Source organism: Pelosinus baikalensis (assembly GCF_020819555.1).
Classification (GTDB): domain Bacteria; phylum Bacillota; class Negativicutes; order DSM-13327; family DSM-13327; genus Pelosinus; species Pelosinus baikalensis.
On the sequence record NZ_JAJHJB010000026.1, the window covers coordinates 1 to 25,630 of the forward strand.

The 25,630-nt window shown below is 40.0% G+C and carries 20 protein-coding genes; 10 read left to right on the forward strand and 10 right to left on the reverse strand.

The features are described 5' to 3' along the window. Positions 1-238: 238 nt before the first annotated feature. Together LMF89_RS16635 and LMF89_RS16640 are read right to left on the reverse strand one after the other, a co-directional pair. Entirely contained in the window at positions 239-991 is a 753-nt protein-coding gene (locus tag LMF89_RS16635; protein ID WP_229536082.1) for a LytR/AlgR family response regulator transcription factor, read from the reverse strand. Continuing rightward, entirely contained in the window at positions 984-2,690 is a 1,707-nt protein-coding gene (locus LMF89_RS16640) for a LytS/YhcK type 5TM receptor domain-containing protein (protein WP_229536083.1), read from the reverse strand. The genes LMF89_RS16635 and LMF89_RS16640 overlap by 8 nt, the downstream gene beginning before the upstream one ends. Positions 2,691-2,987: 297 nt before the next feature. On the opposite strand from LMF89_RS16640, the gene LMF89_RS16645 reads away from it, so the two are divergent. Beyond that, complete coding sequence (locus LMF89_RS16645; RefSeq protein WP_229536084.1) at positions 2,988-4,010, forward strand: HD-GYP domain-containing protein; 1,023 nt, start codon at positions 2,988-2,990, stop codon at positions 4,008-4,010. A gap of 230 nt (positions 4,011-4,240) precedes the next feature. Further along, positions 4,241-6,427: a Tex family protein gene (locus LMF89_RS16650; RefSeq protein WP_229536085.1), complete on the forward strand. Its 2,187-nt coding sequence runs from the start codon at positions 4,241-4,243 to the stop codon at positions 6,425-6,427. A gap of 130 nt (positions 6,428-6,557) precedes the next feature. On the opposite strand, the gene pdxR is transcribed toward LMF89_RS16650, so the two are convergent. Continuing rightward, positions 6,558-7,958, reverse strand: coding sequence for a MocR-like pyridoxine biosynthesis transcription factor PdxR (gene pdxR / locus LMF89_RS16655; protein WP_229536086.1), 1,401 nt, complete (start codon positions 7,956-7,958; stop codon positions 6,558-6,560). A 110-nt stretch (positions 7,959-8,068) separates the two neighbouring features. Here pdxR and LMF89_RS26305 point away from each other — a divergent pair, with 110 nt between their 5' ends. Next, positions 8,069-8,986, forward strand: coding sequence for a DMT family transporter (locus tag LMF89_RS26305; protein ID WP_229536087.1), 918 nt, complete (start codon positions 8,069-8,071; stop codon positions 8,984-8,986). 211 nt (positions 8,987-9,197) lie between these two features. Here the strand turns inward: LMF89_RS26305 and LMF89_RS16665 are convergent, their stop codons facing one another. From LMF89_RS16665 to LMF89_RS16685, 5 genes are all read right to left on the reverse strand, one after another. Next, positions 9,198-9,683, reverse strand: coding sequence for a hypothetical protein (locus LMF89_RS16665; protein ID WP_229536088.1), 486 nt, complete (start codon positions 9,681-9,683; stop codon positions 9,198-9,200). After that, positions 9,684-9,953, reverse strand: a complete 270-nt coding sequence (locus tag LMF89_RS16670) for a hypothetical protein (RefSeq protein WP_007933830.1) — start codon at positions 9,951-9,953, stop codon at positions 9,684-9,686. 24 nt (positions 9,954-9,977) lie between these two features. After that, on the reverse strand, positions 9,978-11,198 hold the full coding sequence (locus LMF89_RS16675) for an EAL and HDOD domain-containing protein (RefSeq protein WP_229536089.1): 1,221 nt from the start codon (positions 11,196-11,198) through the stop codon (positions 9,978-9,980). Between the two features lie 84 nt (positions 11,199-11,282). Next, the gene (locus LMF89_RS16680; protein WP_229536090.1) at positions 11,283-12,896 is read right to left on the reverse strand and encodes a DAK2 domain-containing protein; all 1,614 of its coding nucleotides are present in this window, start codon (positions 12,894-12,896) and stop codon (positions 11,283-11,285) included. 32 nt (positions 12,897-12,928) lie between these two features. After that, positions 12,929-13,768, reverse strand: coding sequence for a DegV family protein (locus LMF89_RS16685; protein WP_229536091.1), 840 nt, complete (start codon positions 13,766-13,768; stop codon positions 12,929-12,931). A 353-nt stretch (positions 13,769-14,121) separates the two neighbouring features. Between LMF89_RS16685 and LMF89_RS16690 the strand changes: the two genes are divergently transcribed. Together LMF89_RS16690 and hcp are read left to right on the forward strand one after the other, a co-directional pair. Beyond that, complete coding sequence (locus LMF89_RS16690; protein ID WP_229536092.1) at positions 14,122-16,254, forward strand: cell division protein FtsA; 2,133 nt, start codon at positions 14,122-14,124, stop codon at positions 16,252-16,254. A gap of 125 nt (positions 16,255-16,379) precedes the next feature. Continuing rightward, positions 16,380-17,678, forward strand: a complete 1,299-nt coding sequence (gene hcp, locus LMF89_RS16695) for a hydroxylamine reductase (RefSeq protein ID WP_229536093.1) — start codon at positions 16,380-16,382, stop codon at positions 17,676-17,678. Between the two features lie 162 nt (positions 17,679-17,840). Here hcp and LMF89_RS16700 read toward each other — a convergent pair whose 3' ends face one another. Both LMF89_RS16700 and LMF89_RS16705 read right to left on the reverse strand, forming a co-directional pair. Next, positions 17,841-18,545, reverse strand: a complete 705-nt coding sequence (locus LMF89_RS16700; RefSeq protein ID WP_007960004.1) for a Crp/Fnr family transcriptional regulator — start codon at positions 18,543-18,545, stop codon at positions 17,841-17,843. Continuing rightward, on the reverse strand, positions 18,542-19,780 hold the full coding sequence (locus tag LMF89_RS16705; RefSeq protein ID WP_229536094.1) for a YgeY family selenium metabolism-linked hydrolase: 1,239 nt from the start codon (positions 19,778-19,780) through the stop codon (positions 18,542-18,544). The genes LMF89_RS16700 and LMF89_RS16705 overlap by 4 nt, the downstream gene beginning before the upstream one ends. 371 nt (positions 19,781-20,151) lie before the next feature. Between LMF89_RS16705 and LMF89_RS16710 the strand changes: the two genes are divergently transcribed. The 5 genes from LMF89_RS16710 (at position 20,152) to LMF89_RS16730 (ending at position 25,418) form a co-directional block, all read left to right on the forward strand. Next, positions 20,152-21,291, forward strand: a complete 1,140-nt coding sequence (locus tag LMF89_RS16710) for a metallophosphoesterase (protein WP_007960002.1) — start codon at positions 20,152-20,154, stop codon at positions 21,289-21,291. A 272-nt stretch (positions 21,292-21,563) separates the two neighbouring features. Next, positions 21,564-22,424: a zinc metalloprotease HtpX gene (locus LMF89_RS16715; RefSeq protein ID WP_229536095.1), complete on the forward strand. Its 861-nt coding sequence runs from the start codon at positions 21,564-21,566 to the stop codon at positions 22,422-22,424. 321 nt (positions 22,425-22,745) lie between these two features. Continuing rightward, on the forward strand, positions 22,746-23,108 hold the full coding sequence (locus tag LMF89_RS16720; RefSeq protein WP_229536096.1) for a CidA/LrgA family protein: 363 nt from the start codon (positions 22,746-22,748) through the stop codon (positions 23,106-23,108). Between the two features lies 1 nt (position 23,109). Beyond that, positions 23,110-23,787 carry an LrgB family protein gene (locus LMF89_RS16725; protein ID WP_229536097.1) on the forward strand — a complete coding sequence of 226 codons (678 nt, stop codon included), beginning with the start codon at positions 23,110-23,112 and terminating at the stop codon, positions 23,785-23,787. Positions 23,788-24,185: 398 nt separating this feature from the next. Continuing rightward, positions 24,186-25,418 (forward strand): LL-diaminopimelate aminotransferase, encoded by a 1,233-nt coding sequence (locus tag LMF89_RS16730; RefSeq protein WP_229536098.1) that lies wholly within the window; start codon positions 24,186-24,188, stop codon positions 25,416-25,418. The last annotated feature ends 212 nt before the right edge of the window (positions 25,419-25,630 follow it).

Genomic DNA, 25,630 nt, shown 5'->3' on the forward strand with positions numbered 1-25,630 from the left:
TTCAAATCTTCTAGGGGGCTAAAAAGGAACCACAAAGACGCAAAGGACACAAAGGATTCTATTTATAATTTATTTTGTGTACTCCTTTGTATGCCGCAGCAGCGGCATTGCGCCTTTGTGGTTCATAGCATCTTATATCTTTTCGCCTACAAAACTTGCACATTCTGATACTCAAAAAAAATATCTGACAAAAGAGGCTGCCAACAGCCCCTGATGTCAGATGACGAGTAATATTCTATTATTTTAATCCTAATATATCTTTGATCTCTCTAACTCGACTTTTGCTAATTGGTATTTCAACATCGCCTTCAACTTTTAACCAGTAGGTTCCCTTAAACCAAGGCACTACCTCTTTTACCTTATCCATGTTTACAATATAACTCTTATGCACACGCACCAAATTAGTCTGGGCCAAACGTTCCTCTAATTCCGTTAAAGTACTTGTATAACTAAATTCACCATAAATTGTAACTACTGTAACAATACCTTTTTGGGTATACACATAAATCAAGTCATTGTAATGCACCATAATAATCTTACCATTTCTTTCCAGAGGAAGCTTTTGCACAACAATTTTGGATTTATTTAACGCCGCATCCACGCGGCCAACCGCGGCCCGCCATTCATCACTATGATAATTTTTCAGGCGCTGGATTGTCATATGTACACGTTCTCTTTCAAAAGGCTTTAAAAGATAATCTACTGCGCCAACTGTAAAAGCCTGGACAGCATATTCATCATAGGCAGTGGCAAATACCAGTAAGGTTTCCGGAACAATAGTACGAAGTATAGCTGCAGTTTCTAAACCATTCATACCCCGCATTTGTACATCCATAAAAATAACATTCGCCTTTAATTGAGCTGCTAATCCAATCGCTGCGGCCCCACTATCCGCTTCGCCCACAATTTCCACTTCATTTTCCAAGGACAATAAATACTTTAGCTCATCGCGAGCCGGACTCTCATCATCTACGATCAAAATGCTAAGCACATTCTTCCCCCTCATCATACACACGCTTTGGAATACGCAAGGTTACTGTAGTTCCACTGCCTGGGGCACTCAAAAGGGACAATCCATATCCTATGCCATATTGTCCTCGTAAACGTTCATGAACATTGGATAGACCAATGCATTCTGGAGCAGGCGCCGCCAAAGGACACCGCCCTTTGACATCCATGCCGACACCATCATCACGAATCGTAATCACAATATCCTGACCATCTTCCTTGGCGCTAATTATAATGCAGCCACCATTTTCCTTGGGTTGCAGCCCATGCTTTATCGCATTTTCTACTAAAGGCTGTATGGTTAAGGTAGGAATCAAATATTTTTCTACTTCTTGAGATATCATCTCTTGAATTACTAGCTTCTCGCCATGTCTAGCTTGCTCAATGGTTAAATAAGCACGTACTTGGGATAGTTCCTCTTTGAGGGTAATATTACGCCCCGTTTTATGTAAGGTATGCCGAAACATAGCTCCTAACTTTAACAAAAGCTCTCTTGCTAAATCAGGTTTTGTACGTACCAAAGAAGTAATCGTGTTAAGGGTGTTGAATAAGAAATGAGGATTGATTTGTGCATAAAGCGCTTTAAGCTCTGCTCTAGAAACTAATTTCGCCTGACGATCAATTTCTGTTAATTCTAATTGTGTGGAAAATAAATGGGCGATACCAGAAGCAAAAACTCTGTCTCCATGTCCTACGGCATTTGCCCTTGTATAATATAACTTCAACGTGCCTATAATGCGATTTGCACGTTTTAAAGGCACGATAATGGCACTGGCCAATTTGCAATTTTTGCAAGAACAGCCAATCTCTAAAGCATTTTGTGCGATATACATCTCTCCCTTAGAAAGCACTTGATTGGTAGCAAGGGTTAATCCTAAAGTATCTGCAGAATGGTGTGTTGACTCCACGCCTACAAAAGCCAACACCTGCTCCGTATCCGTAATGGCAACTGCCTCATAGCTTCCTGCATTAAAAATAATTTGAGCTGTTGCCTGAGCAGAGCTGCGATCTAAGCCATGTCGCAGATACGGCAAGGTCTTGGTTGCAATATCAAGAGCTTTATGAGACTGTTCAGCCCCAACCTGTTCTTGGGTATACATCGCCGTCTTAATAATTAGCATAAAAATAGCAACGCCTAAGGAATTGACCAGAATCATCGGCATTCCAATCGCATCTACCAAATTCCTAGCCATATCATAGGGATGAGCCGTAAGCAAAATAATAATCATCTGCATGACTTCCCCTGCAACACCGGCAACAAAAGCGATCCACCAAGGAATGAGCTTCTCGTGATAATAACGGTGGATTAGACCTGCCAGTAATCCTTCACAAATACTAGAGATTCCACAAGAAAATGATGTAAAACCACCTAATAAATAGCGATGCCCGCCAGCTATAATTCCAGCGGCTGTCCCCATAATAGGACCGCCAATCAGCCCAGCAGCCATTACACCAATAACCCTGGAATTTGCTAATGCATCGCCGACGGGAATACCAGCATAGGTCCCTAAAATACCAATAAAACCGAAAATAATAGTGATCGCAGCTTTTTCACTAAAATTACCTTGTCGATAAATCATTCGCCGAAATACTGAAAATTGAGACAATAGAAAAGCCAGCGTAGCAGCCACACTCATTCGTTCAATCATTTCCCATAATAAAAAGTCAGTCAAAACCCTCACCTCATATAGTGCCGATTTTTATATCTCTCCAACGTACATAAGGTATGATCCTTTAAATACTCTTGATTAAAGAATAACATGTTTAAATATAGCAAGCAACTACAACATGGTTCGATTATCCGCCATAGCATTGCTGCTTTAGTCTATACTTATTATCTAGATCTTTATTGTAACAAGGTCTAATTCCCCAGATTAATAGGACTATAGTACCTTATTCCTTCCTAAAAAATCCATTACAATAATATATACAATACTACAAAATATTACAGAAACGTTTTTATACTGGGAGTTGTTGTCATGATCATTGACTATGCTGAACCTGGAATGATATTAGGGCAGGACGTTATAGACGAGTATGGAAAACTTTTACTTGAACAAGGAATTACACTAACAGAAAGTTATATTAAGCGCTTAAAAAAATTTGGTATTAATACCATTCGCATCTTTGACCAAGAAGCAACGCTGCTCAAACAACAGCAAGTAATTCCCTCTGAATTGCGCACCGAGCTGTCCCTTTGTTTCCAGGCCTTGTCTTCGCTACAAACCAGCTTTTTGGCAAATGAAAAGCTTACTTTTTTATATTTGGAGCAAATTGGTAACCTTATCAATAACATTATCGATCAAGCATCACAACAAGCAACCACAATGATTAATACACAAATTTATTATCCCAATCAGCAAGAACTCGTTCATTCCATCAATGTCTGTTTACTTTCATTAATAACAGGCTTTCAGTTGAATATGTCCAAGGATGACCTTTATGAACTAGCCTTAGGGGCCTTATTACATGACATTGGAAAAGCGACTCTTCCTCGTATCAATGGTTTGTTATTTGATAGTGCCAAATTGCACACATTATATGGACGCAATTTACTGTTGCGTAACAAATTATCACCGAAAATTGCACGAATTGTGGCCGAACACCACGAAGCTTTAGATGGATCGGGACTGCCCTTAGGTCTCACTAATAATAAAATTCATTTGTTTTCAAAGATTGTAGCCATTGCTAATTTTTTTGATAAAGCGATCACAAAAGCCACTATTGAAAACACTTCTCAATTGGAGGTAATTGAAGGAATGTTAGCAAAAAGCAATACAATTTTTGATGTGCATCTTCTTACGATATTCATCCATACGATACCAATCTATCCTGTTGGCAGTTTAGTTCTATTAAATACGAAGCAAGTGGCCCACGTGACGAAAAATCATCAAAGCCACCTGCTGCGCCCTGAAATTAAACTCAATACAAAACTAGGCAAAGTGGTTGTCAACCTACGGCAAGAACCCAACCTGGCTATCAGCAAAGTAATTGAATACTAGTACACTGCATAAGAAAATACTAATGCATTCTGTAAATCATATAAAGCGAATCGAACCACAAAGACGCAAAGGACACAAAGGGATGCCGCATCAGCGGCATTGTGTCTTTGTGGCTCAAAAAATGTCAGCTTTTCCACCTCTAAAACGTATACTCTTCCTCTATATATTATATTTTTAAAATTTTTTATGGTATAATAAAAACCATCTAAAAATCATAAAGTTGGTGCAATATGTTATATACTGATATTCCTATCGTAATCGCCAGGGAGCTTACTATCAAAGTTCCTCAGGTAATTGCTACTATTAATTTATTAGACGAAGGCAATACTGTTCCTTTTATCGCTCGCTATCGCAAAGAAGCGACTGGAGAACTGGATGAAGAGCAGCTTCGCACTACAGAAGAACGCCTGCAATATTTGCGCAATCTGGTAAAACGACAAGAAGACATCCTTGCTAATATTGAAGAACAAGGCAAGTTGACACCCGAATTAAGTGCGGCCATTATTGCCGCTACCAAACTGCAAGAGTTAGAAGACTTATATCTGCCCTTTAAGCAAAAGAAACGTACTCGTGCCCAAGTTGCCCGGGAAAAAGGACTAGAACCTTTAGCCGACATTATTTTGTCTCAACAACTGACAACGGGTACACCTCTTACAGTTGCAGCAGACTTTATATCCCCTGAAAATAAAGTGGATACTGCTGAAGATGCCTTAGCAGGGGCTCTTGATATTATTGCTGAAACAATCAGCGAAACAGCCGAAATTAGGGCCAACATGAGAAAACAGCTATGGAGAACAGCCGAAATTCGTACAGAGCTGGCAGTAGCAGAGGAACTAGGTAAAGAAGTTCTTACTTATAAAGAATATAAAGAACCCGTTAACCGTATCCCCTCTCACCGTATTTTAGCAGTCAATCGGGGAGAAGATAAAAAACTACTCAAAGTAACCCTAGAAGCTCCACATGATACCAATATAGAATTAATCAACCGTCAAATCAATAAAGGGACTTCTATTTTCAGCGAATGCATCTTATTAGCAGTCACTGATGGTTATAAACGGTTATTATTTCCTGCTCTTGATCGGGAAATTCGCTCTCTTTTAACAGAGAATGCAGAAAAGCAGGCAATCCGTGTCTTTAGCCTTAACCTGCGCCAATTACTTCTCCAGCCGCCTTTTGCTGGACATACCGTCATGGGACTTGATCCAGGTTATCGCACAGGCTGTAAAATGACCGTAGTTAGCCCTACAGGCTCTGTCCTCACCACAAATGTCCTTTATGTGACCATGGGAGAGGGGCAAAAAGAAAAATCAGCACAAATTGCTCTAGAGGCTATAAAACAATATGGTGTAACACTCATTGCAATTGGCAACGGTACAGCTTCCTATGAAACGGAAGAATTTACTGCTGGGCTGATTAACACCCACCAACTGCCAGTAAATTACCTAATTACCAATGAAGCGGGTGCTTCTATCTATTCTGCTTCTAAACTGGCAAAAGACGAATTGCCTGATTTGGATGTCACCTTGCGAGGTGCCGTGTCCATTGCACGACGAGTACAAGACCCTTTAGCTGAATTAGTGAAAATTGATCCTAAGTCAATTGGCGTTGGTCAATATCAACATGACGTAAACCAGAAAGAACTGGGTGCAACCCTCTCTAACGTAATCGAATCTGCTGTAAATCATGTTGGTGTCGAGTTAAATACCGCCTCCATTGAACTACTAAAACATGTATCGGGCATTAATGCTACCGTAGCCAAAAATATCGTAGCTTATCGAGAAGAAAACGGCACTTTTAAAAGTCGAGCTCAACTACTTAAAGTTGCCCGTCTAGGACAATCCACCTTTATCCAATGCGCTGGTTTCCTGCGTATTCAAGATGGAGAAACGCCTTTAGATAATACTCCTGTTCATCCGGAATCTTATAAGTTAGCAGCAGCTATTTTAGCCAAACTTGGTTTCTCACCAAAAGATTTAAAAGATAAAACCACTCTGCAAACCATTCAAGAAGAAGCACTAAAAGCAAACGCTGCTACTTTGGCAGCCGAGCTGGAAGCAGGTGAACCTACCGTTCGTGATATTTTGGCAGCACTAGCCAAACCCGGTCGTGATCCTAGAGAAGACATGCCAGCTCCCATGACCCGCAAAAATATTGTTAAATTATCAGAACTAACTGCTGGAACGATTGTAAAAGGCACTGTGCATAATGTAACTGATTTTGGCGTCTTTGTAGATATTGGCATTAAGACCAATGGTCTCATCCATCGCTCAGAACTGAGTTATAAACCCTTTCGCCATCCACTAGATGTTATTTCAGTGGGAGATATTGTCGATGTTATGATCTTAAACGTAGACGAAAATCGGAATCGCATTGGCCTGAGTCTAAAACAGGTGGCAGCAGCTGGAGATAAGAAATAGATGATAAGCTACAAATAAGAAAAGAAGTTTATTCTCCTTGTACAAAATGGCACAGGAATCTTTCGATTAACCTGTGCTATTTTCTATTTTAAGTTGTTTGCAGCATCATTTCGTACTTTAAGCGTGTTCATCATAGTAAACTGGGAATGCTGTTTTTCATTATAAAATCATACAAACGCAGAACACTTTGGTGAATTTCATCAACATGTAAATGCCCATATCCTAACATCAGTTTATCGGAATGATTTCCTTTTCTAATGCAATAGTGTTCTATAGGATACACACGAATCCCAAAAGCTTGGCTTTTTGCAATAAATCCTTCATCAAAACAGACTCCTGGAATTTGCAGGACGAGATGCAGTCCCGAAGCATCACCGAGCAAACAGACTTCTTTCCCAAAACACTGCAAAATAGATTTTAAAAATAGTTGACGCTTTTCGCCATACAGTTTGCAAATTTTCTGTACATATTTGTCAAGCTTTCTTTGACTTAAAAATTCTGTCAATGCAGCTTGTTCAATAATTGGATTTTGCACATCAAAATACTTCCGCAAATGAAGCCATTGGGCATGAAGCTGAGGCGGCAGCACCACGAAGCCAACTCTCAGTGCCGGATACATGGTTTTGCTGAAGGTGCCCGCATAGAGAACCGATTCACAGCCCATAGAATAAAGTGGAGTTATCGGCGCGCCTCCATACCGGAATTCGCTGTCATAATCATCTTCGATAATATAAAAATTCTGCTTCCGTGCCAGGCGAATGAGTTCTGCCCTGCGTTCTGCGGGAAGAATTCCTCCAAGAGGGAATTGATGTGAGGGGGTAACATACACTGTCGAGAAATTCTGATTCTCTAGTTGTTCCGTTCTAATGCCATTTTCATCTACAGGAATACCTAAAAAGGGAATTTTTCTGTTTTTCAGAATTTCTATAATTCCCAAATGGCATGGATCTTCCACTGCAAAGGGCAGTCCTTCTTTTGATAACATTTGAACGAAAAGGTTCAGTGCCTGTGTGGTTCCCGTAGTGATAAAAATGTCTTGGGGTTTTGCCAATATACCCCGCGTACGAAATAACCACTGGCTTATTTCTTCCCTCAAGGGTTCATATCCCGCCGTTGTGAAGTATCCTAAATCTTTGTCTTGCAGTTTTTCACAGGATTTATAGAGTAATTGATTCCACAGATAACGCGGGAAACAACTTACATCAGGCTGTCCTGTTTTAAAATCCGTGGAGAAAGATGGTTGACTGGTTTCATAAGTAATTGTTTTCGTATGGTATTTGTCCAGATGCAGTCCCTCTTTCACCTTCGTGGGTGCTCCCTGCCGGCTTACAACAAAACCTTCTGTAATAAGCATATCATAGGCTTCGCAAACTGTACTTCGTGAAACAGACAAATTCTTGGCAAGACCGCGACTGGAAGGCAAAGCTTCCCCCGCAGTGATTTTACCTTCAAGAATCAGTTTTTTCATGGAATAGAAAAGCTGCCGTGATAATGAAATCTCCTTTTCCCTTTTCAATATAATATTCCACATACACTCTCCTACTGGTATGTAATATATTCGCTAAACTGGATATTTCGTTATACCAGTCTCTATGATAGTATAATAACACAGTAATTTATAGAGGTAAAGGAGCGTGGATTGTGGAAAAATTAAAAGGGCGCATCTATTTAGCCATATCTTTTGTACTTGCAGGAACCTCAGTAATTGCTGCACGGTTTGTGTCTGATTCTCTGGGGACCTTTACGATAACCGCAGCAAGCCTTCTTGCGGCACTTATCATATTGCTGCCATTTTACATGTTACGAATCAAGCAAGCGATTCCTAAAATGAGCAAAAATGACTGGATCATGATTTGCCTACAGGCATTTTTCGGTATTTTTTTATTTAGAGCCTTCCTTTTATTCGGATTGCAAAACACCAGCTCAACAGAAGCTGGCGTTTTGATTGGCGCTGCACCGGTATTGACAAGTATATTAGCACGCACCATGCTGAAAGAGAAATCAAATGCAAAAACCACAGGTGGTATCATCTGTGCTGTTTTGGGAGTTCTACTGCTTCAAGGCGCACAACTTTCAAACCTTACAGCAGAACATGTATTGGGAAATATACTGGTAGTGTGTGCAGCAGGAAGCGAATCTCTATTCAATATCCTATCGCGTATTCATAGTTTGAGCGAAATAAGCGGCAATATGGATAAGATAGAGCCAACCGTTCAGTCTCTGCTCGTGTCCGCTGTTGCTTTTCTTTTTTGCATCATTCCTGCAGCATTTGAATACCCCGTTTCATCTTTGCTATTACTTGACTTAAAGGGATGGGTATCTATTTTGTGGTATGGTTTAATCGTTACTATGCTATCTTACGTTTTGTGGTATGCTGGTATCAAAAGATGTACAGCCCATACCGCTGCTGCTTTTTCTTGCTTGATGCCATTTACTTCTATGCTGTTAGCCTTTTTGATTTTAAAAGAATCCATCGAAACAATGCAATGGATCGGAGGATCTCTAGTTATCCTTGGTGTTATATTGCTAGCCGATTCTCAGGCAGCAGAAAAAGGTTAGAAAAGATTGAATTCTTATTCGAAATAAGAAAGACAAATCCACGAATACCTACATAGGTGTCCGTGGATTTGTCTTTTGCTGATAATACTGTCATTCGCTCTGTTGCCTTAATTTTGGTATTTCTACCTTAGTCAAAGATTTTGGTCTAGCGGTCCAAGGAGAAATGGCAACGGATGATGAGCATTCAAACTAAGAGATGGAAATCACTTTATTACCTATATCGATCCTTATCTTTATCTTTGTTCTTATATTTATCCCATACATTACGAGCCAGCATAATGACTCCGCCAATGATCAATACATTTAGTAACATACTAAAGATTCCAGACATACCTCCCATATGTCCGCCAAACAGGCTGCCAAATAAGCTTCCCGCTAGAAAACCTCCGCCGATCATGCTGGCATTTCGCCAGAATCCGCCAGTAGATTGGGATGGATTGTTTTGTTGCACATCAGGTGTTGTCTGTTTTGCAGGAGCTTTGTCACCAAAACTGTTGGCAGGCGCGGAGGGTTTATAAGTGCCTCCCGTACTTCCTGGTGCTGCTGACTTACTAGGCGAACTGCTGGATGACGGTGCAGAAAATGACTTCGAACCAGAAGATGACCTAGACCCTGAGCTGCTTACTGCAGCAAAACATACAGTACTAAGAAAAACAAACAATAATGTAAATATTATAATCTTTCTCACTAAAAACACCTACTCCTCCTTATGAACTTTTACATCTCCTGGAAAAGCATAAATAGCTGACAAATTAGGCAATTCTCCGCTTAAATAACGATCAATATCATGAATATCAACAAAGAAGGAACAATTCACTTCTAAATATCCCTGTTCTTTATTTTTTGTCAGCGTTTTTAAGTGTTCCCGCAACTTGTGACACTCCGCTTCCGAAGCAGTAATATCTAGTGTTACTAATGGCACTCCATATTCCCGCAGTACATCTTGTAAACTTATTCTTTCAGACATAATGATCCCCTTTCTTTAACCTTACTATAATGAACAAACCTCATCAGCCCAAGCTACTGCTTTTTTATAATCATCAGGGATATGTTTTTCCTCGATACCTAAACTAGCAGCACAAGTCATAAAAGCTTCCCACTGCGCTCTTTCATAGAATAACACCAGATGATAGATCTTGCCAAAATCATTATATTCTCCTAATAATGCACTTTTAATCTCTTCACTAATAGGCAGCTCAGCCATAATATCTTTGAGAGGTCTGCCAATGAAGACATCAATTAAGGAAAACATCCCCATCATAAACAATTCTGACTCCCGCCCTTTAAATCCTACTCGTTGAGCAAGTAATTCAGAAAATCTTGCCCGTACTAACGAGGTAACAAGAATACCATCTGTTTTATTATCACCAACTGTCCGCATAACAATTAAGGATACCCATTTAACAATCTCATTTTTCCCCATTAACACTAAAGCATGTTTCACAGAGGAAATTTCATTTGTTAAACAAAAAGCTGCAGAGTTAATAAATCGCAACAACTGATAAGACAAGGCTAAATCATACATAATGAATTTTTCAATTGCGTTAAAGTTAAAATTTTCTTTATCTAGCTCCTGCAGTACTCTAAGAACCCGTAACTGATTAATTTTACTACTCGGAACCGCTTTTCCTCTCAGAACCAAAGGTTTACTAAAAAAATATCCCTGAAAGTACGAATAACCCATTTTTACAGCTTGCTCAAAATCAGCTCGCGATTCTACTTTTTCAGCTAAAAATTTAATGTTTCGTTCACCAACACTACTCATAATCCTTTTCCTATCATGCCCAGTGGTGGTTAAAAAATCAACTTTTATAATATCAGCAATATTCAGCAGAGGCATAAATCTAGGATGAAAGACAAAATCATCTAATGCTAATACATATCCTGCTTGTTTTAATTTTTCACAAGCCTTGATCAATTCGGCAGTAGGTTCCACTGTCTCTAATATTTCAATTACGACTAACTCTTTAGGTAATAGCAGGGGTATTTCCTTTTTTATCAGATTCTCTGTAAAGTTAACAAATGCGCGTTTACCACCAGTAAGAACATCCATACCAATCGCAAAAAAGCTGTTGCATATTACCTCAGATGTCGCTTGATCACCATCAGTGCAAGTACATGTGTTTTCATAGCTGTCTCGAAATAACAGTTCATAGGCAAAAAGCTTTTGACTTTTTGTGAAAATAGGCTGCCTCGCTACAAAAACATCCACTTCGTATAGCCTCCTCTACCGCATATACCTTTTAAAACAAACCTTCCTAGAGTATATCTAAGAAGGTTTGCCAACTTAAACTCCTTATTCAATACTAATAATGAAATCATAATGCGGCTGGCCACCTAAATATAATTCAATCTGGACAGCAGGCAAGTGGACTGCCAGATCATCTGCCAATACTTGTGCCGCCCTATTTGTCAGGCTAGCACCATAATACAAGCTAACTACTTCATCCTCATCATCTAATAAAAATTCCACCATACTGCGTAGTGCAGCACCTACATCATCCGCATCAACAATTACTTTGCTATCCTGCACACCAATGTATTTACCAGCTGCTACGGTATGGCCGTTTACGACACTATCACGCACAGCCATTGTAATCGCTGCAGCTTTTACTTCTTTACTCCGTGCTGTCATACGAACCATGTTATCTTGTATGGAAAGATTGGCATCAAAAGCCATTAATGCCGCCAAACCTTGGGGCACATTCGTAGTTGGTACAATTTCCACTCGATTACCTAATAGTTTTTGTGCTTGACCTACTGCCAAAAGAATATTTTTATTGTTAGGCAGAATAATATATTTTTCGCTATTACCCCGATGCACTGCGTCAATAAAATCTTCCACAGGCGGATTCATAGTCTGTCCGCCCATAATAACAGTTGCAGCTCCCATTTGCTTCATAATATCAGCCAAGCCCTGGCCCGCAGCTACACTGATGATAGCCACTTGGTTATGCCCTGGCACTACATCCAAAAATTCATGACGCTGCTGATGCTGATCAGCCATGTTATCAATTTTTATATCATGCAACGTCCCCCAGGACATCGCTGACTCCAGTACCACTCCAGGACGAGCTGTATGAATATGCACCTTCATGACATCGCTGCCCGCCGCTACGACCAAAGAATCTCCCATAGGGAGCAGATGTTTTCTTACATCAGCGGTATTGAGGCTACAGTGTTTCACCAAAAATTCAGTACAGTAGGGATGTGTAATATCGACTCCTGTATATTCAAGAGAAGCAACGCGCAAATTACTGTCAAAATTAGCTTCAGGACCTGAAGACTCTCCACTCAGACCTTCTAAGCAACCGGATAAAAATACGATAAGCCCTTTACCGCCCGCATCTACAACTCCGGCAGATTTTAATATTGGCAATAGATCTGGAGTTTTCTTTAATTCTACTTCACCAGCTTTAATAGCTTCCGATAAAACATCCATAAAATCTAAACCATCCCTCACCGCTCGGTGAGCCCCTTTGGCAATTCCTTTAGCCACCGTGAGAATGGTCCCCTCTACAGGTTTTGATACGGCACGATACGCATACAATACACCATATTGAAAAGCTTTACCGACTTCAGATGATGTGGCTTGGTCCTTACCAGCTAATCCTCTAGCAATACCACGAAAAATCTGGGATAAAATTACCCCGGAATTTCCTCGTGCCCCCATAATCGCACTATCTGCCGCCCGCTTACTCAAAGGACCGATGCCAACCTCCGGAGCCTCTTTTACAGTCTGGGCTACTGCTCTTAATGTTAATAACATATTCGTACCAGTGTCACCATCAGGCACTGGAAAAACATTTAAACTGTTAATATGTTCATGCTCTCGCATAAACGTTTGGTATGCCCCAAGTATCATACGACGAAAATCATTACCTGTAAGCCATTCAGTCTTCCCCTGCATTATAAAATCCTCCTACATAGAAATATTGCGATTTAGATTTTTTCCTGGAAAACTAAGCCTAACAAGCCTGGTCCTAAATGGGCACCTAATACGGAGCCAATTTTTGCAGGTAATATAAGAGTTTTTGGATACATCTCTTGTATTCGTAACCTCAAAGCTTCCCCTTCTTCCGGGACATCAATGTGGCCTATACCAATATATTCTAAATTCTGATACTTTTGCAGCTCATCTAACATGCGATTCACGACTCGCTGTTTGGTACGAACCTTATCCATAACAGCAACTTTGCCATCAACTAAATACAGTAAGGGTCTTATTTGCAGTATACTGCCACACAAGGCAGAGGCACCGCCAATCCGTCCCCCTTTATATAAATACTCTAAGGTATCTGGAATTAAGAACGTGTGCGTCGCTTTTGCCATGGTTTCTAATCTGTCAACAATATCTTTAGCGAAACAATTGACCAAAGCCATCTCTAGTGCGGTCTTAGCCATCTGCACCATACCAACCGACGCAGTACCTGAATCAATTACGTGAATTTTTTTCCCGCCGATCATGTTAGCAACCGACCTGGCACCTTCTGCAGTACCGCTTAATCCCCCTGATACACTGATAATAATTATTTCTTTACCTGCTTTAATAAGAGGCTGACAAACTTCTATAAAATCACCTGGCGCCGGCTGCGATGTTTTAGGATGTTGTTTCGTCTCTTGGGAAATGTGAAACAACTCTTTTGTAGAAATCTCATTTTCCCGCCACTCCTGGTCACCAACCCGTACCTTGAGGGCTACGACATGTAAATTAGGATGCCCAGCAAGCATTTCATCAGGCACTTGCCCAATGCTATCAACTACAATGTGTATTTGAGACACAGATAAACTCCTCTCAATCTAAGCAGGCTATTGCCCCACAATATAAAATTTATACTTATGTTACATTTTATCAAAAAATGCGTTATAAATACATACTTTTTTTCCTGCTATGTCCCAAGTACAGCATCGGCCCCAGCCGTGTTTATACTTACGCTCGTTACTTTGCCAGAGCAATTATTTCTTGCAAAAAGGAAATTAGCAGAAAAACGCGAAAGTAATACTATTTATAGAGATATTGTATCTGTTTCGTCCCTAATTCGGGAAAGATGAAACTCTTGATCCTTCCTATTTTTATACAAACCAGGAATTCATATTCTGGTACAAATAAAACCATACATAAAAGGAGCACATTAATGGAAAAAAATCTACTCTTTGCATTAGATATTGGAACACGCAGTGTAGTCGGCCTAGTGGGGGAAAAAGTAGATAATAGCATTCAGATCATTGCCTCTCATCGCCTGGAGCACCGTACTCGCGCGATGATGGATGGGCAAATTCATGATGTTCCAGAAGTAGCAGCGATTATTGCCGAAGTAAAAAATGCATTAGAGACCTCTTGCGGTCTCTTGAAGAAAGTCTCAGTAGCCGCAGCTGGTCGAGCTTTATGCACCATTCAATCTAGGGCTGAAATTGAAATGTCAGATAGGGGTGTCCTCACATCCAGTGATGAGCACGCTCTAGAACTGGCAGCTATCCAATCGGCTCAGCATAAATTAGCTACATCCAATACGATATCCGACCCTACCTCTTACTATTGTGTAGGATATAGTGTCGTTAGCTTCATCCTGGATAAGACGCCGTTAAAGACCTTAGTGGGGCAACGAGGTAAAAAAGCTACGGTTGAACTAATTGCAACCTTTCTGCCTAGACAAGTTATCGATTCTTTGCAGTCAGCTATCACCTCTGTCAATTTAGAAATAGCCACTCTCACCTTAGAACCTATTGCAGCAATTAATGTATTAATTCCTCAAACCATGCGCCATTTGAATTTAGTCCTGGTTGACATCGGAGCAGGTACATCGGATGTGGCCATCACGAAAGATGGTTCGATTATTGCTTATGGTATGGTTCCCTGCGCCGGTGATAAAATTACGGAAGCTATTTCCCAGCAATATCTTTTGGACTTCAATGTGGCAGAGAAGGTCAAACGCCAGCTTACGGGTAATGAATCCTCTACCATTACTCTCACCGATGTATTAGGTCTTCCCCAGGAAATAGCCGTAAGTGAAATTATTAAAAACATTCAACCCCATGTAGCTGAATTGGCACAATTAATTGCAACCCAGATCGTATCCCTTAATGTTACGGCCCCTCAGGCGGTTCTCTTAGTCGGTGGTGGTTCCCTCACCCCGATGATTTCCGAAGCATTAGCCCAATGCCTTGACATGCCAGCGCCGCGAGTAGCGGTTCGCCGCCCTGATATAATCGAAGGCATTAGCCAAATTCCGACTGACCTTTGTACCCCTGATGCAGTCACACCTCTTGGGATTTTAAAACTTTCTGCCAGCCGTACACTTAATTTTATGAATGTTACCTTAAACGAACAACCCTTACATCTCTTTAATCTGGGTCACTTAACCGTTGCAGATGCTCTGTTAGCTGCGGGTATTGACACGAGGAGTCTCCATGGCAAACCAGGGCTTGGCATCACCATTGATATTAACTCCCAAACCAACTTCTTTCCCGGCACCCATGGCACTCCTAGTCTCATTGAACTAAATGGTCATAAAGCTACCCTTTCTGAACTGCTGCAGGAAGATGATGTGATCAAAGTAACCAAAGGCACAAGTGGCACCATGCCCTCTCTTTGTCTTTCCGATATTTTTGATATTCTTCCTTCCTATACTATCTCTATCAATGAAAAGCCTTACGAAATATCTCCGATTATTACTATTAATGATGAATTAGCCCAACCAGATGCAGTACTAGCCGATAGAGACCAAGTACTTTACCGTGTGCCGAGTACCCTAGAAGAAGTTCTGGACGCAACTGGAAACGCTATGGATGTCCCGCCATACCACTATATTATCAATGGCAGTGAACGAGAATATAGTATTTGGCGCAAATACACTATTAACGGAAACACCGCCACAGCTGCCAGTCCCGTAAGTGCCAACGACCAGATCATGATTTCGCTTCTTTGCGAACCAACTCTGGGTGAACTATTAGGCCTCAATAACGATGAGGAGCATTCCATCACCGTATTATTCAATAAAGTTAAGTGTAGTATCCCCCTTCGTCGCTATACGATCATCATGAATGATAAAGTCTCTCAAATCACAGATATTGCCCACAATGAAAGTGTCATTCATTTTTCTTCTACCGAGCAAGAACATCCTATGATTAGCGATGTACTACTGGCTGCCAATTTCAATCCGAAAACCATTCCTCCTGGCAGTATTGTAAAGATTCTTTTAAATAATCAACCGACAGAATATACATCACTTGTTAAAAACGGTGACGAGATTACTCTTGTGGTAACTTGATTCTTTTAAGACTATACTTATTCTTTTTTGCAAGTGTTACAAATTGTGACATACATCACATCTATTCTTTCTCAATACCATTATAATGAATTATGTAACAAAAAATGGTAAGGGGGATATGATTCATGAGCATGTTTTGTCGTCAATGCGAACAAACCGCTGGAGGTACAGGCTGTACTAAGGTAGGGGTTTGTGGTAAAAATGAGGATATTGCCAGTCTGCAAGATACACTTGTTTTTGGTTTAAAAGGAATTTCTGCATATGCCCACCATGCTAGAGAACTCGGTGCTAGAGATGAACAAGTTGACGCTTTTATGCATGATGCTTTATTCTTTACTCTCACAAATGTTAACTTTAGCTTAGAACGCCATATTGAAATGGTATTAAAATGCGGTGAAATTAACCTTAGAATCATGGAAGTGTTAGATAATGCCCATGTTACTCGTTTCGGTTCACCAGCTCCTGCACAGGTATTTACAGGCACTAAAGCTGGCCCTGGCATTGTGATTACAGGTCATGATCTCTTAGATCTTGAAGAATTATTAAAACAAACAGAAGGTACAGGCGTTAACGTTTATACTCATGGAGAAATGTTACCTGCTCATTCCTATCCTGAACTTAGAAAATACAAACACTTAATTGGAAATTTCGGCACTGCATGGCAAAATCAGCGCACAGAATTCGAAAATTTCTCTGGCGCTATTTTAGTAACAACAAACTGCGTAATGCCGCTTACTGACAAATGTTCCTATGGAGATCGCATTTATATGCGCAATATTACTGGTCTAGAAGGTGGCAAACAAATCCTTGACCGTGATTTCTCCGAAATTATTGCCCATGCTAAATCCTTACCAGCTCTGCCTGAAACAGCTGGAGACTATACAATTGCTACGGGTTTCCATCATAGTGTTATCCTTAGCTTGGCTGACAAAGTGGTCGAAGCGGTTAAAGCCGGTAAGATCAAACGTTTCTTCTTAATTGGCGGTTGCGACGGTGCAAAACCTGGTCGTAACTACTACACTGAATTGGCACAAAAGGTACCTAAAGATTGCGTAATATTAACCGTAGCTTGTGGTAAATATCGCTTTAACAATTTGGAATTTGGTGATATTGACGGCATTCCTCGCCTCTTGGATTTAGGACAATGCAACAATGCATTCTCAGGCATTCAAGTAGCAGTAGCCTTAGCTAAAGCATTCAACTGCGGCGTAAATGACCTGCCACTTTCCTTTGTTCTATCCTGGTATGAGCAAAAAGCAGTAGCGATTCTCTTAACTCTGCTTCACTTAGGAGTCAAAAACATTCGCATTGGCCCTACACCACCTGCTTTCATCTCACCAAATGTATTTAAAGTATTAAATGAGTCTTTCGGTTTACAGCTGATTACCACTCCTGATGAAGATCTAAAAGCCATTCTTGGCTAAATAAAAATCCTGGATGAAATAAAATTCATCCAGGATTTTTTATAGATATAATCACTATCTTCCTCTATGTTCTTGTGCATCTCTGCGTCCTCTGCGTTTAACATTCTCCTTACAGAAACTTTACTTGCTAAGCTCTACAAAAACCTTCAACCCTTGTGTACACTAGGAAATTAAGCGTCTTAAATATTCCACATCCAGAATTCTTATTTTCTGACCGTCAAAATCGATGAATTTATCTTTTTTCAGAGAACTTAACGTCCTTGTTACCGTTTCCCTTGTTGTACCCACCAGATTTGCTAAGTCTTGCCTCGATAAATCAAGAGCAAGTTCAATTACGCCATTGTCTTTGATATCACCTTGTTCCTGGCTTAAGCGCAATAATACTTCTACGGTACGTGACATTACATCATTCAAAGCCAAGTTTTTAATTTTCTGCTGTGCATAGATTAATCGCTGACTTAGCGCTTTTATTAACTGTAGAGCCAGCTCATTATTCGTAAGTACCAGCTGCTCTAAGTCTATATTACGTATCATACCAATACAGGAAGGCTCTACTGCCACAGCAGTAGCCGGATAAGGCCGGTTATTAAACATCAGCACCTCAGCAAAAATCTCTCCTGCCCCTAAGATCTTAATAATATGTTCCCGCCCATCATCAGAAGTTCTAAGAACCTTTACTTTACCGCTTTTTACATAATGAAAGCCTTCACCCGTATCACCTTCAAGAAAAATAATCATGCCTTTGCGAAAGCGCCGCTCAATTGTATGATTATGAATAATCTCCAATTGCTTTTCCGGCAGCCTTGAAAAAACAGGTATCTCTCTTAGATATTCCCATCCCTCTTTATTGCTTTCCAAAATACTCATCGCCACCTCTCACTACTTTCTTGTTCCTTTGTAAGCAAAAACTGACAGGCAATCGCCTGATAGCCTGCCGCTGCAGCCGTTAATTGATTTATTTTTAGATTCTCATCAGCAATATGCATATCCTTCTCACAGCCAGGACCAAAACCGATGGTAGGAACGTTGGCTATCGCAGCGGAGTAACTAGCATTCGTGGAAATAGTATAGGTGGAAAGTGCAGGGGTAAAACCAGCTTTACCTAAGGCTTGTTGGGCACCACTTACCAATTCATGTTCAGGAGATAGTATCCACCCAGGGAAAAACCGTTTTCCCGATAAATATTGTCCTGTATAGCACTCAAGACCAGACTCAGCAATCCCTACCTCTGCGCTAAAGTCAGCATCCTGGTGCTGCAATACAGCAATGGCTCTATGAATTGGCTGCAAGATATCTGCTTCTAATTCATCCTGGACCATATACCGATCAAATGTAGCCCAACATGTATGGGGCACTGTAGAACTTCCCGGAGAGGGAGCTGAGGCGATACTTACTAGTTCTAGACTACCCTGCCCTAATGAGCTAACTGAAAAGGTTGTTTGCTTCTTAATTTCTGCTACTAAATTTAACATCATATCACTGGCGTTCTTCCCTGCTAGGGGAACAGCAGAATGAGCGGCTTTTCCTTTCGTCATCACGATCACTTGAGCGCGCCCCCGCTGCCCATAGCAAATCGCCAAATCAGAAGCTTCTCCAACAATCACATAATCTGGCTTCATTACTTGGATCACTTGGCGAAAGGCCAATCCTTCAAACTGCTCCTTACCAACTGTACCGGATACAAATACAGATCCAGATAGTTTATCTTTATATTGGATCAAAGGTGCCAAGCCACATATCATTGCAGACAAAGCTCCCTTCATGCTTACAACCCCACGGCCATAAATACGTCCATTCTCAACCAATCCCTCAAAAGGATCATGAATCCATGTTTCAGTACCACTCACAGGTATCGTATCGATATGACTATCAAACAACACTTTAGGACCCGGATGGTTTCCGCGAATCTCACCAATTACATTGCCCACGCCATCAATCCAAGCCGAATCATACCCCAAAGCAAGCATCTTCTCTACTAACAAATCCGCAATTTCTTGTTCTTGCCCTGTATAGCTAGGAATTTGCACTAACTCTTGACATGTCTTTATGATCAAGTCTTCATCAACTGGCCCAAGCGGTCCACAAATCTGTTGATTATCCATTCTACTTCTCCCTTTTTCTAGGCTAACTTTCAATAGCCGCATTAGAGCATTACAATTATATAAAATTATCAATTTCGATTCCCTTCTCACTAAATCCTGCATAATTAAGAAGTATAATAAGAGAAACGCTGCACATCTTTTACCAACATATAAATAATCGAACCACAAAAACACAAAGGACACAAAGGATTGCGGCAGCGGCATCGTGCCTTTGTGGTTCATATTTCGTCCTATCTATGGCAGGAAATCCTCAATCGGTCACGAAAAGAAATAAATGGACTTATCTATTATTCGGTGACGACTGCCATGTATCACACTGATTTGGAGCATATATAGCAACGTTGACTATATGAAGGAGCGCATACATTACCATGATCATCATTGTACTACTACTCTATAGTGCCATTAATTTTTACATTGGGATACGAGGCTGGCAATCCTTACGAAGGAAATCATCTCTTATTTTCTCCATAAGTTATCTCTTTATTTTCAGTCTTTTTGCATTGAGTTACCCTTTGGGTAGTTTAATTCAAAAACTCTCTCCTTCACCCCTTGGTGATACCCTACTTTTGACTGGTTCCTTTTGGCTCGGCATGATCTATTATTTATTTTTATTTACTCTCTTTATTGATATTCTGCGTTTCATCGATACATACAAACCCTTTTTACCGCTAAAATTAAAACAACATTCTTTGCGGGTGGCTGCCACCGTTTTTCTGGCCACAACCTGTCTGATTGCTTATGGTACGTGGAACGCTCGTCACCCAGTGACCATCAACTATGAGATCACGATACCCAAAACAGCAGGAACAAGTTCTTTAGAAACCTTACAAGTCGTCATGGTCTCTGACATTCATTTGGGACAGATTGTTGATAATCGTCGTTTAAAACGATTAGTCAATCGAATTAATCAACTAGAGCCTGATATTGTACTGATTCCTGGGGATATTATTGATAATGATATCAATGTTCTGCCAAATCAGCATATGATCGAGACATTTCGTAAACTTCGACCTAAACTAGGTACCTATGCGGTATTAGGAAATCACGAATATTTCGATCAGCAAACAGATCTTGCTATTCAATATCTAGAGCAAGGCAATATCCATATACTCCGGGATCAATGGACCCTAGTTGATAATAGTTTTTATGTGGTAGGCCGGGATGATCTTGCCAAAATGCGTTATATAGGAGCCTCTCGACAAGACCTGAAAACTATCATGGAAGGCATTGATCATAAGCTGCCGATCATCCTTCTTGACCATCAACCTAAAAATTTACAAGATGCAGTCGATCAAGGAGTTGATTTGCAACTATCAGGACATACTCACTTGGGGCAATTATTTCCGAATAGTCTAATCACGAAAAGACTCTACGAATTAGACTGGGGATATCTACAGAAAGAAAGTTTACAGGTGATCGTTTCTTGCGGCTTCGGTACATGGGGTCCCCCTGTCCGTATTGGCAATTCGCCAGAAATTATTAACCTAACCATTCACTTTGCAAATTGATTCTGGAAATACAAGCTTTCTTTTCTTAAAAAAGAATAATTATTGACAATTATATAACCTCATGCTATTATATAGGCAAACAAAGATATAAATACCCTGCAAGGGGAGTAGCTGTACAGTATCTGCCGTCAACACGGATTCATCCCGGCTATACTGGCAATCATAATTGCAAGCAAGACCTTGCCTCATATCTAACAGTATGTGGGCAAGGTCTGTTTACTATATCTTGATTTTTACTCAAAAAACAAAATCAAAAAGGAGGCTTTTTTATAATGAACAATCTAAAAACAACCTTATTGTTAGCAGCCCTAACAGGTCTATTAATGGCAATTGGTGGTCTATTTGGCGGCAGATCCGGAGTAGGTATCATGCTGATAGTCTCCTTGGCTATGAATTTAGGGAGTTATTGGTTTAGTGATAAACTGGTTCTGCGTATGTACAGTGCCCGAGAAATTACAGCTGAGCAAGGGCCTGACCTATTCAAGCTGGTAGCCAATCTTGCCCATAGGGCAAACTTGCCGATGCCTAGAGTTTACGTAATTGATTCCGATGTCCCTAACGCCTTTGCTACAGGACGCAGCCCTCAATATGGTGTTGTCGCAGTTACTACCGGGATTATGAAAACTCTATCTTATGACGAATTGTCAGGTGTTATCGCCCATGAATTAGCTCATATTAAAAATCGTGATACACTCATTAGTACCGTTGTTGCTTCAATCGCAGGCGTTATTACCTGGATTGCCCACATGGCTCAATGGTCAGCCATCTTCGGTATGGGTCGCAGCAATGAAGACGATAATGGAGGCGGTCTTCTAGGTACACTATTTACCATCGTATTAGCCCCAATTGCTGCAACTCTTATCCAATTAGGAATTTCTCGTTCAAGAGAATATATGGCCGATGAAATTGGTGGTGCCATTTCAAACAATCCATTAGCATTAGCAAGTGCTTTAGAGAAAATTGATTATTATGCCAAGCATAAAGTGCTGCCTGCCTCCACACCATCTACTTCTCATTTATTTATTATTAACCCGTTAAGCGGGACGGGAGAATGGATGACGAACTTATTTAGCACTCATCCAGCTACCGCTCAGCGTGTAGCACGTCTCAGAGAACAAGCCCGCGGAAGGTAATATAAGAAAAAACGCGGTAGAATAAGCACTTCTCCGTGTTCTTTGTGCATCTTTGTGACCTTTGTGTTTCAATGTTCCCTCTAAAACTTATAAACTCTATAAGTAAGGAGACTGCCTTCAATACAGGTCTTTTAAACCTATATTGTGGGCAGCCTCCCTTTTTATTGCTAAAAAAACCAATCTTGATTTGTGCATTGACAGCTTCTTATGTTTGAGTAGATTAACAATCATAGTCAAAACCAATAATTTTGATTGTTATTATGAATTTTACGCATGGCTAGTAATGATATATACTACTTATATAACATGGAGGCGAAGAAAATGTACATTTTAAAATGTATTGCTCAAATTGGTGGGTTACTAGGAATTGCCCTAATGGGTAATAAACTAACGCAGGTATTTGATTTACATTTCCCTGGTAGTATATTAGGAATCTTATTTATTTTTCTTTTATTAGAAGCAAAAATCATTTCTTTAGAATGGGTCGAAACAGGTGCCAACCTTCTCATTGCAGAGTTAATTCTATTTTTTATTCCATCAGCTGTCGGAGTGGTTCAGTATAAACAGTTAATTATAACCAATGGAGCAAGTTTTGGATTCGTTATTTTTCTTAGCACCGTAACGGTGATGGTATCTACGGGATTACTTGCGGAATTTTTCAATAAGATAGGAAAGGGACGATAATATGTTAGCAGGATTTAGCTTTATTATTACAATTCTTAGTTATGTAGGAGCAAAACTTTTATATAGAAAAAATCAATCCGTTTTTTTATCACCATTAGTCATCTGCCCTTTTGTATTAATCAGTTTGCTATTATCATTTCATGTTTCTTTAGAAACCTATTCTGCAGGTACGCAATGGATTACGGATATGCTGCAGCCGGCAATCGTCGCTTTTGCAGTTCCCTTGTATAAATATCGAGCATTATTAAAGAAATATGCATTAGAAATTGCCCTTGGTGTTTTCGGAGGTTCGATCATTGCAATCGTATCTTCCGTTATGTATGGTAAATTGTTTCACTTGACGCCACAACTTCTTGATAGTTTGGCGCCGCGCTCCATTACCACTCCCATTGCGATGAATATTTCTCAAACCATTGGTGGCTTGCCTGCCATGACAGCTAGTTTTGTAATCGTAACAGGTATTGTAGGAATCGTTGCAGGTCCTTTTATTCTAAAATGGCTTCCCATTCATCATCAAGTTAGTAAAGGTATGCTTCTGGGAATGGGGGCGCATGGAGCAGGAACGGCACAGGCATATGAAATGGGTTCTATCGAAGGGGCAATCGCAAGCTTAACAATGATTGTTGCTGGTATTATTACAATTATGGTAGCACCTATACTAGTACCTCATCTGCATTAAAAACTCTGCTACTTTAGCAGTCTTTTTCCGTCCTGCTTCGTTGTCGTCGCTTGCAGGTCGAAAAAATCCTCACTAAAATCTATAGTTTTAACGCAGATGAGGTACTAGTCCCCATCATATTATAAAGGCAAAGTCAGCAAGATTCACGTAATGAAAACTGATGTTTTGGATAAAATAGAATGTATATAGTGGTGTAATCCAAGCTGCAAATAATAATTTTAAAGGATATTTTTAAATATCCTCCCATAATACATGCAGGAAAATAGTCATATATAGTATAATAAAGCTATACGATATGTAACTACTGAATCAATAGAAATAATAAGTATGTAAATACGATATCAAACTAACAAATTCTTTAGTTAAAATGTATCATATTATGGAAGGAGCTTATATTAATGGCTTTAATTAACGAAAACTATTTGAAACTCCCTGGCAGTTATTTATTTGCAGAAATCGCAAAGAGAGTTACAACTTTTAAAGCAGAATTTCCAGAAGCAAATATCATTCGATTGGGAATTGGTGATGTTACACAGCCCTTAACCCCTGCTGTCGTTGAAGGCTTACACAAAGCCGTGGATGAAATGGCACACGCCGAAACATTTAGAGGCTACGGACCAGAACAAGGTTATAACTTCCTCATCAAAAAGATCATTGAAACTGATTATCGTTCTAGAGGTGTCGAACTTGAAGAAGATGAAGTCTTCGTCAGTGACGGTTCAAAAAGCGATGTAGGTAATATACAAGAAATTTTTGGTGTACATAACAAAGTTGCGATTACTGATCCTGTATATCCTGTATATCTGGATACCAACGTAATGGCGGGTAGAACAGGTGGTTTTTCTAATGGTATCTTTGAAAATGTCACCTATTTAATCTGCAATGCAGAAAATAATTTTGTTCCAGAGTTACCTACGGAAAAAGTAGACCTTATTTACTTATGTGTTCCTAATAATCCTACAGGCACCACACTTTCTAAAAAAGAATTAAAAAAATGGGTTGATTATGCAAGAACAAACAACTCAATTATCTTATTTGATTCTGCTTATGAAGCATATATCCAAGATCCAGAGCTTCCTCACAGCATCTATGAAATTGAAGGTGCCAAAGAAGTCGCTATTGAGTTTCGATCTTTCTCCAAAACAGCCGGATTTACCGGTACTAGATGCGCCTATACCGTTGTACCTAAAACCGTTCTGGCTCTTACTGCCAATGGCGAGAAACACCCCTTAAATAAATTATGGAACCGCAGACAAACGACAAAATTCAACGGTACTCCTTATATTATCCAAAAAGGTGCGGAAGCGACTTATACTCCTGAAGGTCAAGCCCAAATCAAGAGTGTAATAAAATATTATATGGATAATGCAAGAATCATTAAGGAAGGCCTAGAAAGTATTGGCATACAAACCTTCGGTGGCGTAAATGCACCTTACATTTGGCTGAAAGTACCAAAAGGACTTGATTCTTGGTCTTTCTTCGATAAACTGCTCCATGAAGTACATATTGTAGGTACTCCTGGTACTGGCTTTGGTCCATCTGGCGAAGGTTACTTCAGATTGACAGCCTTTGGCAACAAAGAAGCTACCATTGAAGCAATTGAAAGAATTAAAAACAAATTAAGTTTATAAGTAAAGCGCTAATGCGTCATTTTAAAAATAAAACCTTTTGAACCGCGAAGACACAATCGAAAATCAGGAAACGGCTATTTACGCCGCTTCCTGATTTTTTTATAAATCGAAATGTTAAAATGAACTTATGATTCAATCGTATTCTCAGTATTATCTTGTTCCGCTGTTACATTTGAGGAACTAAGATTCGCTTCCTTACTTTCCTGTGTAAG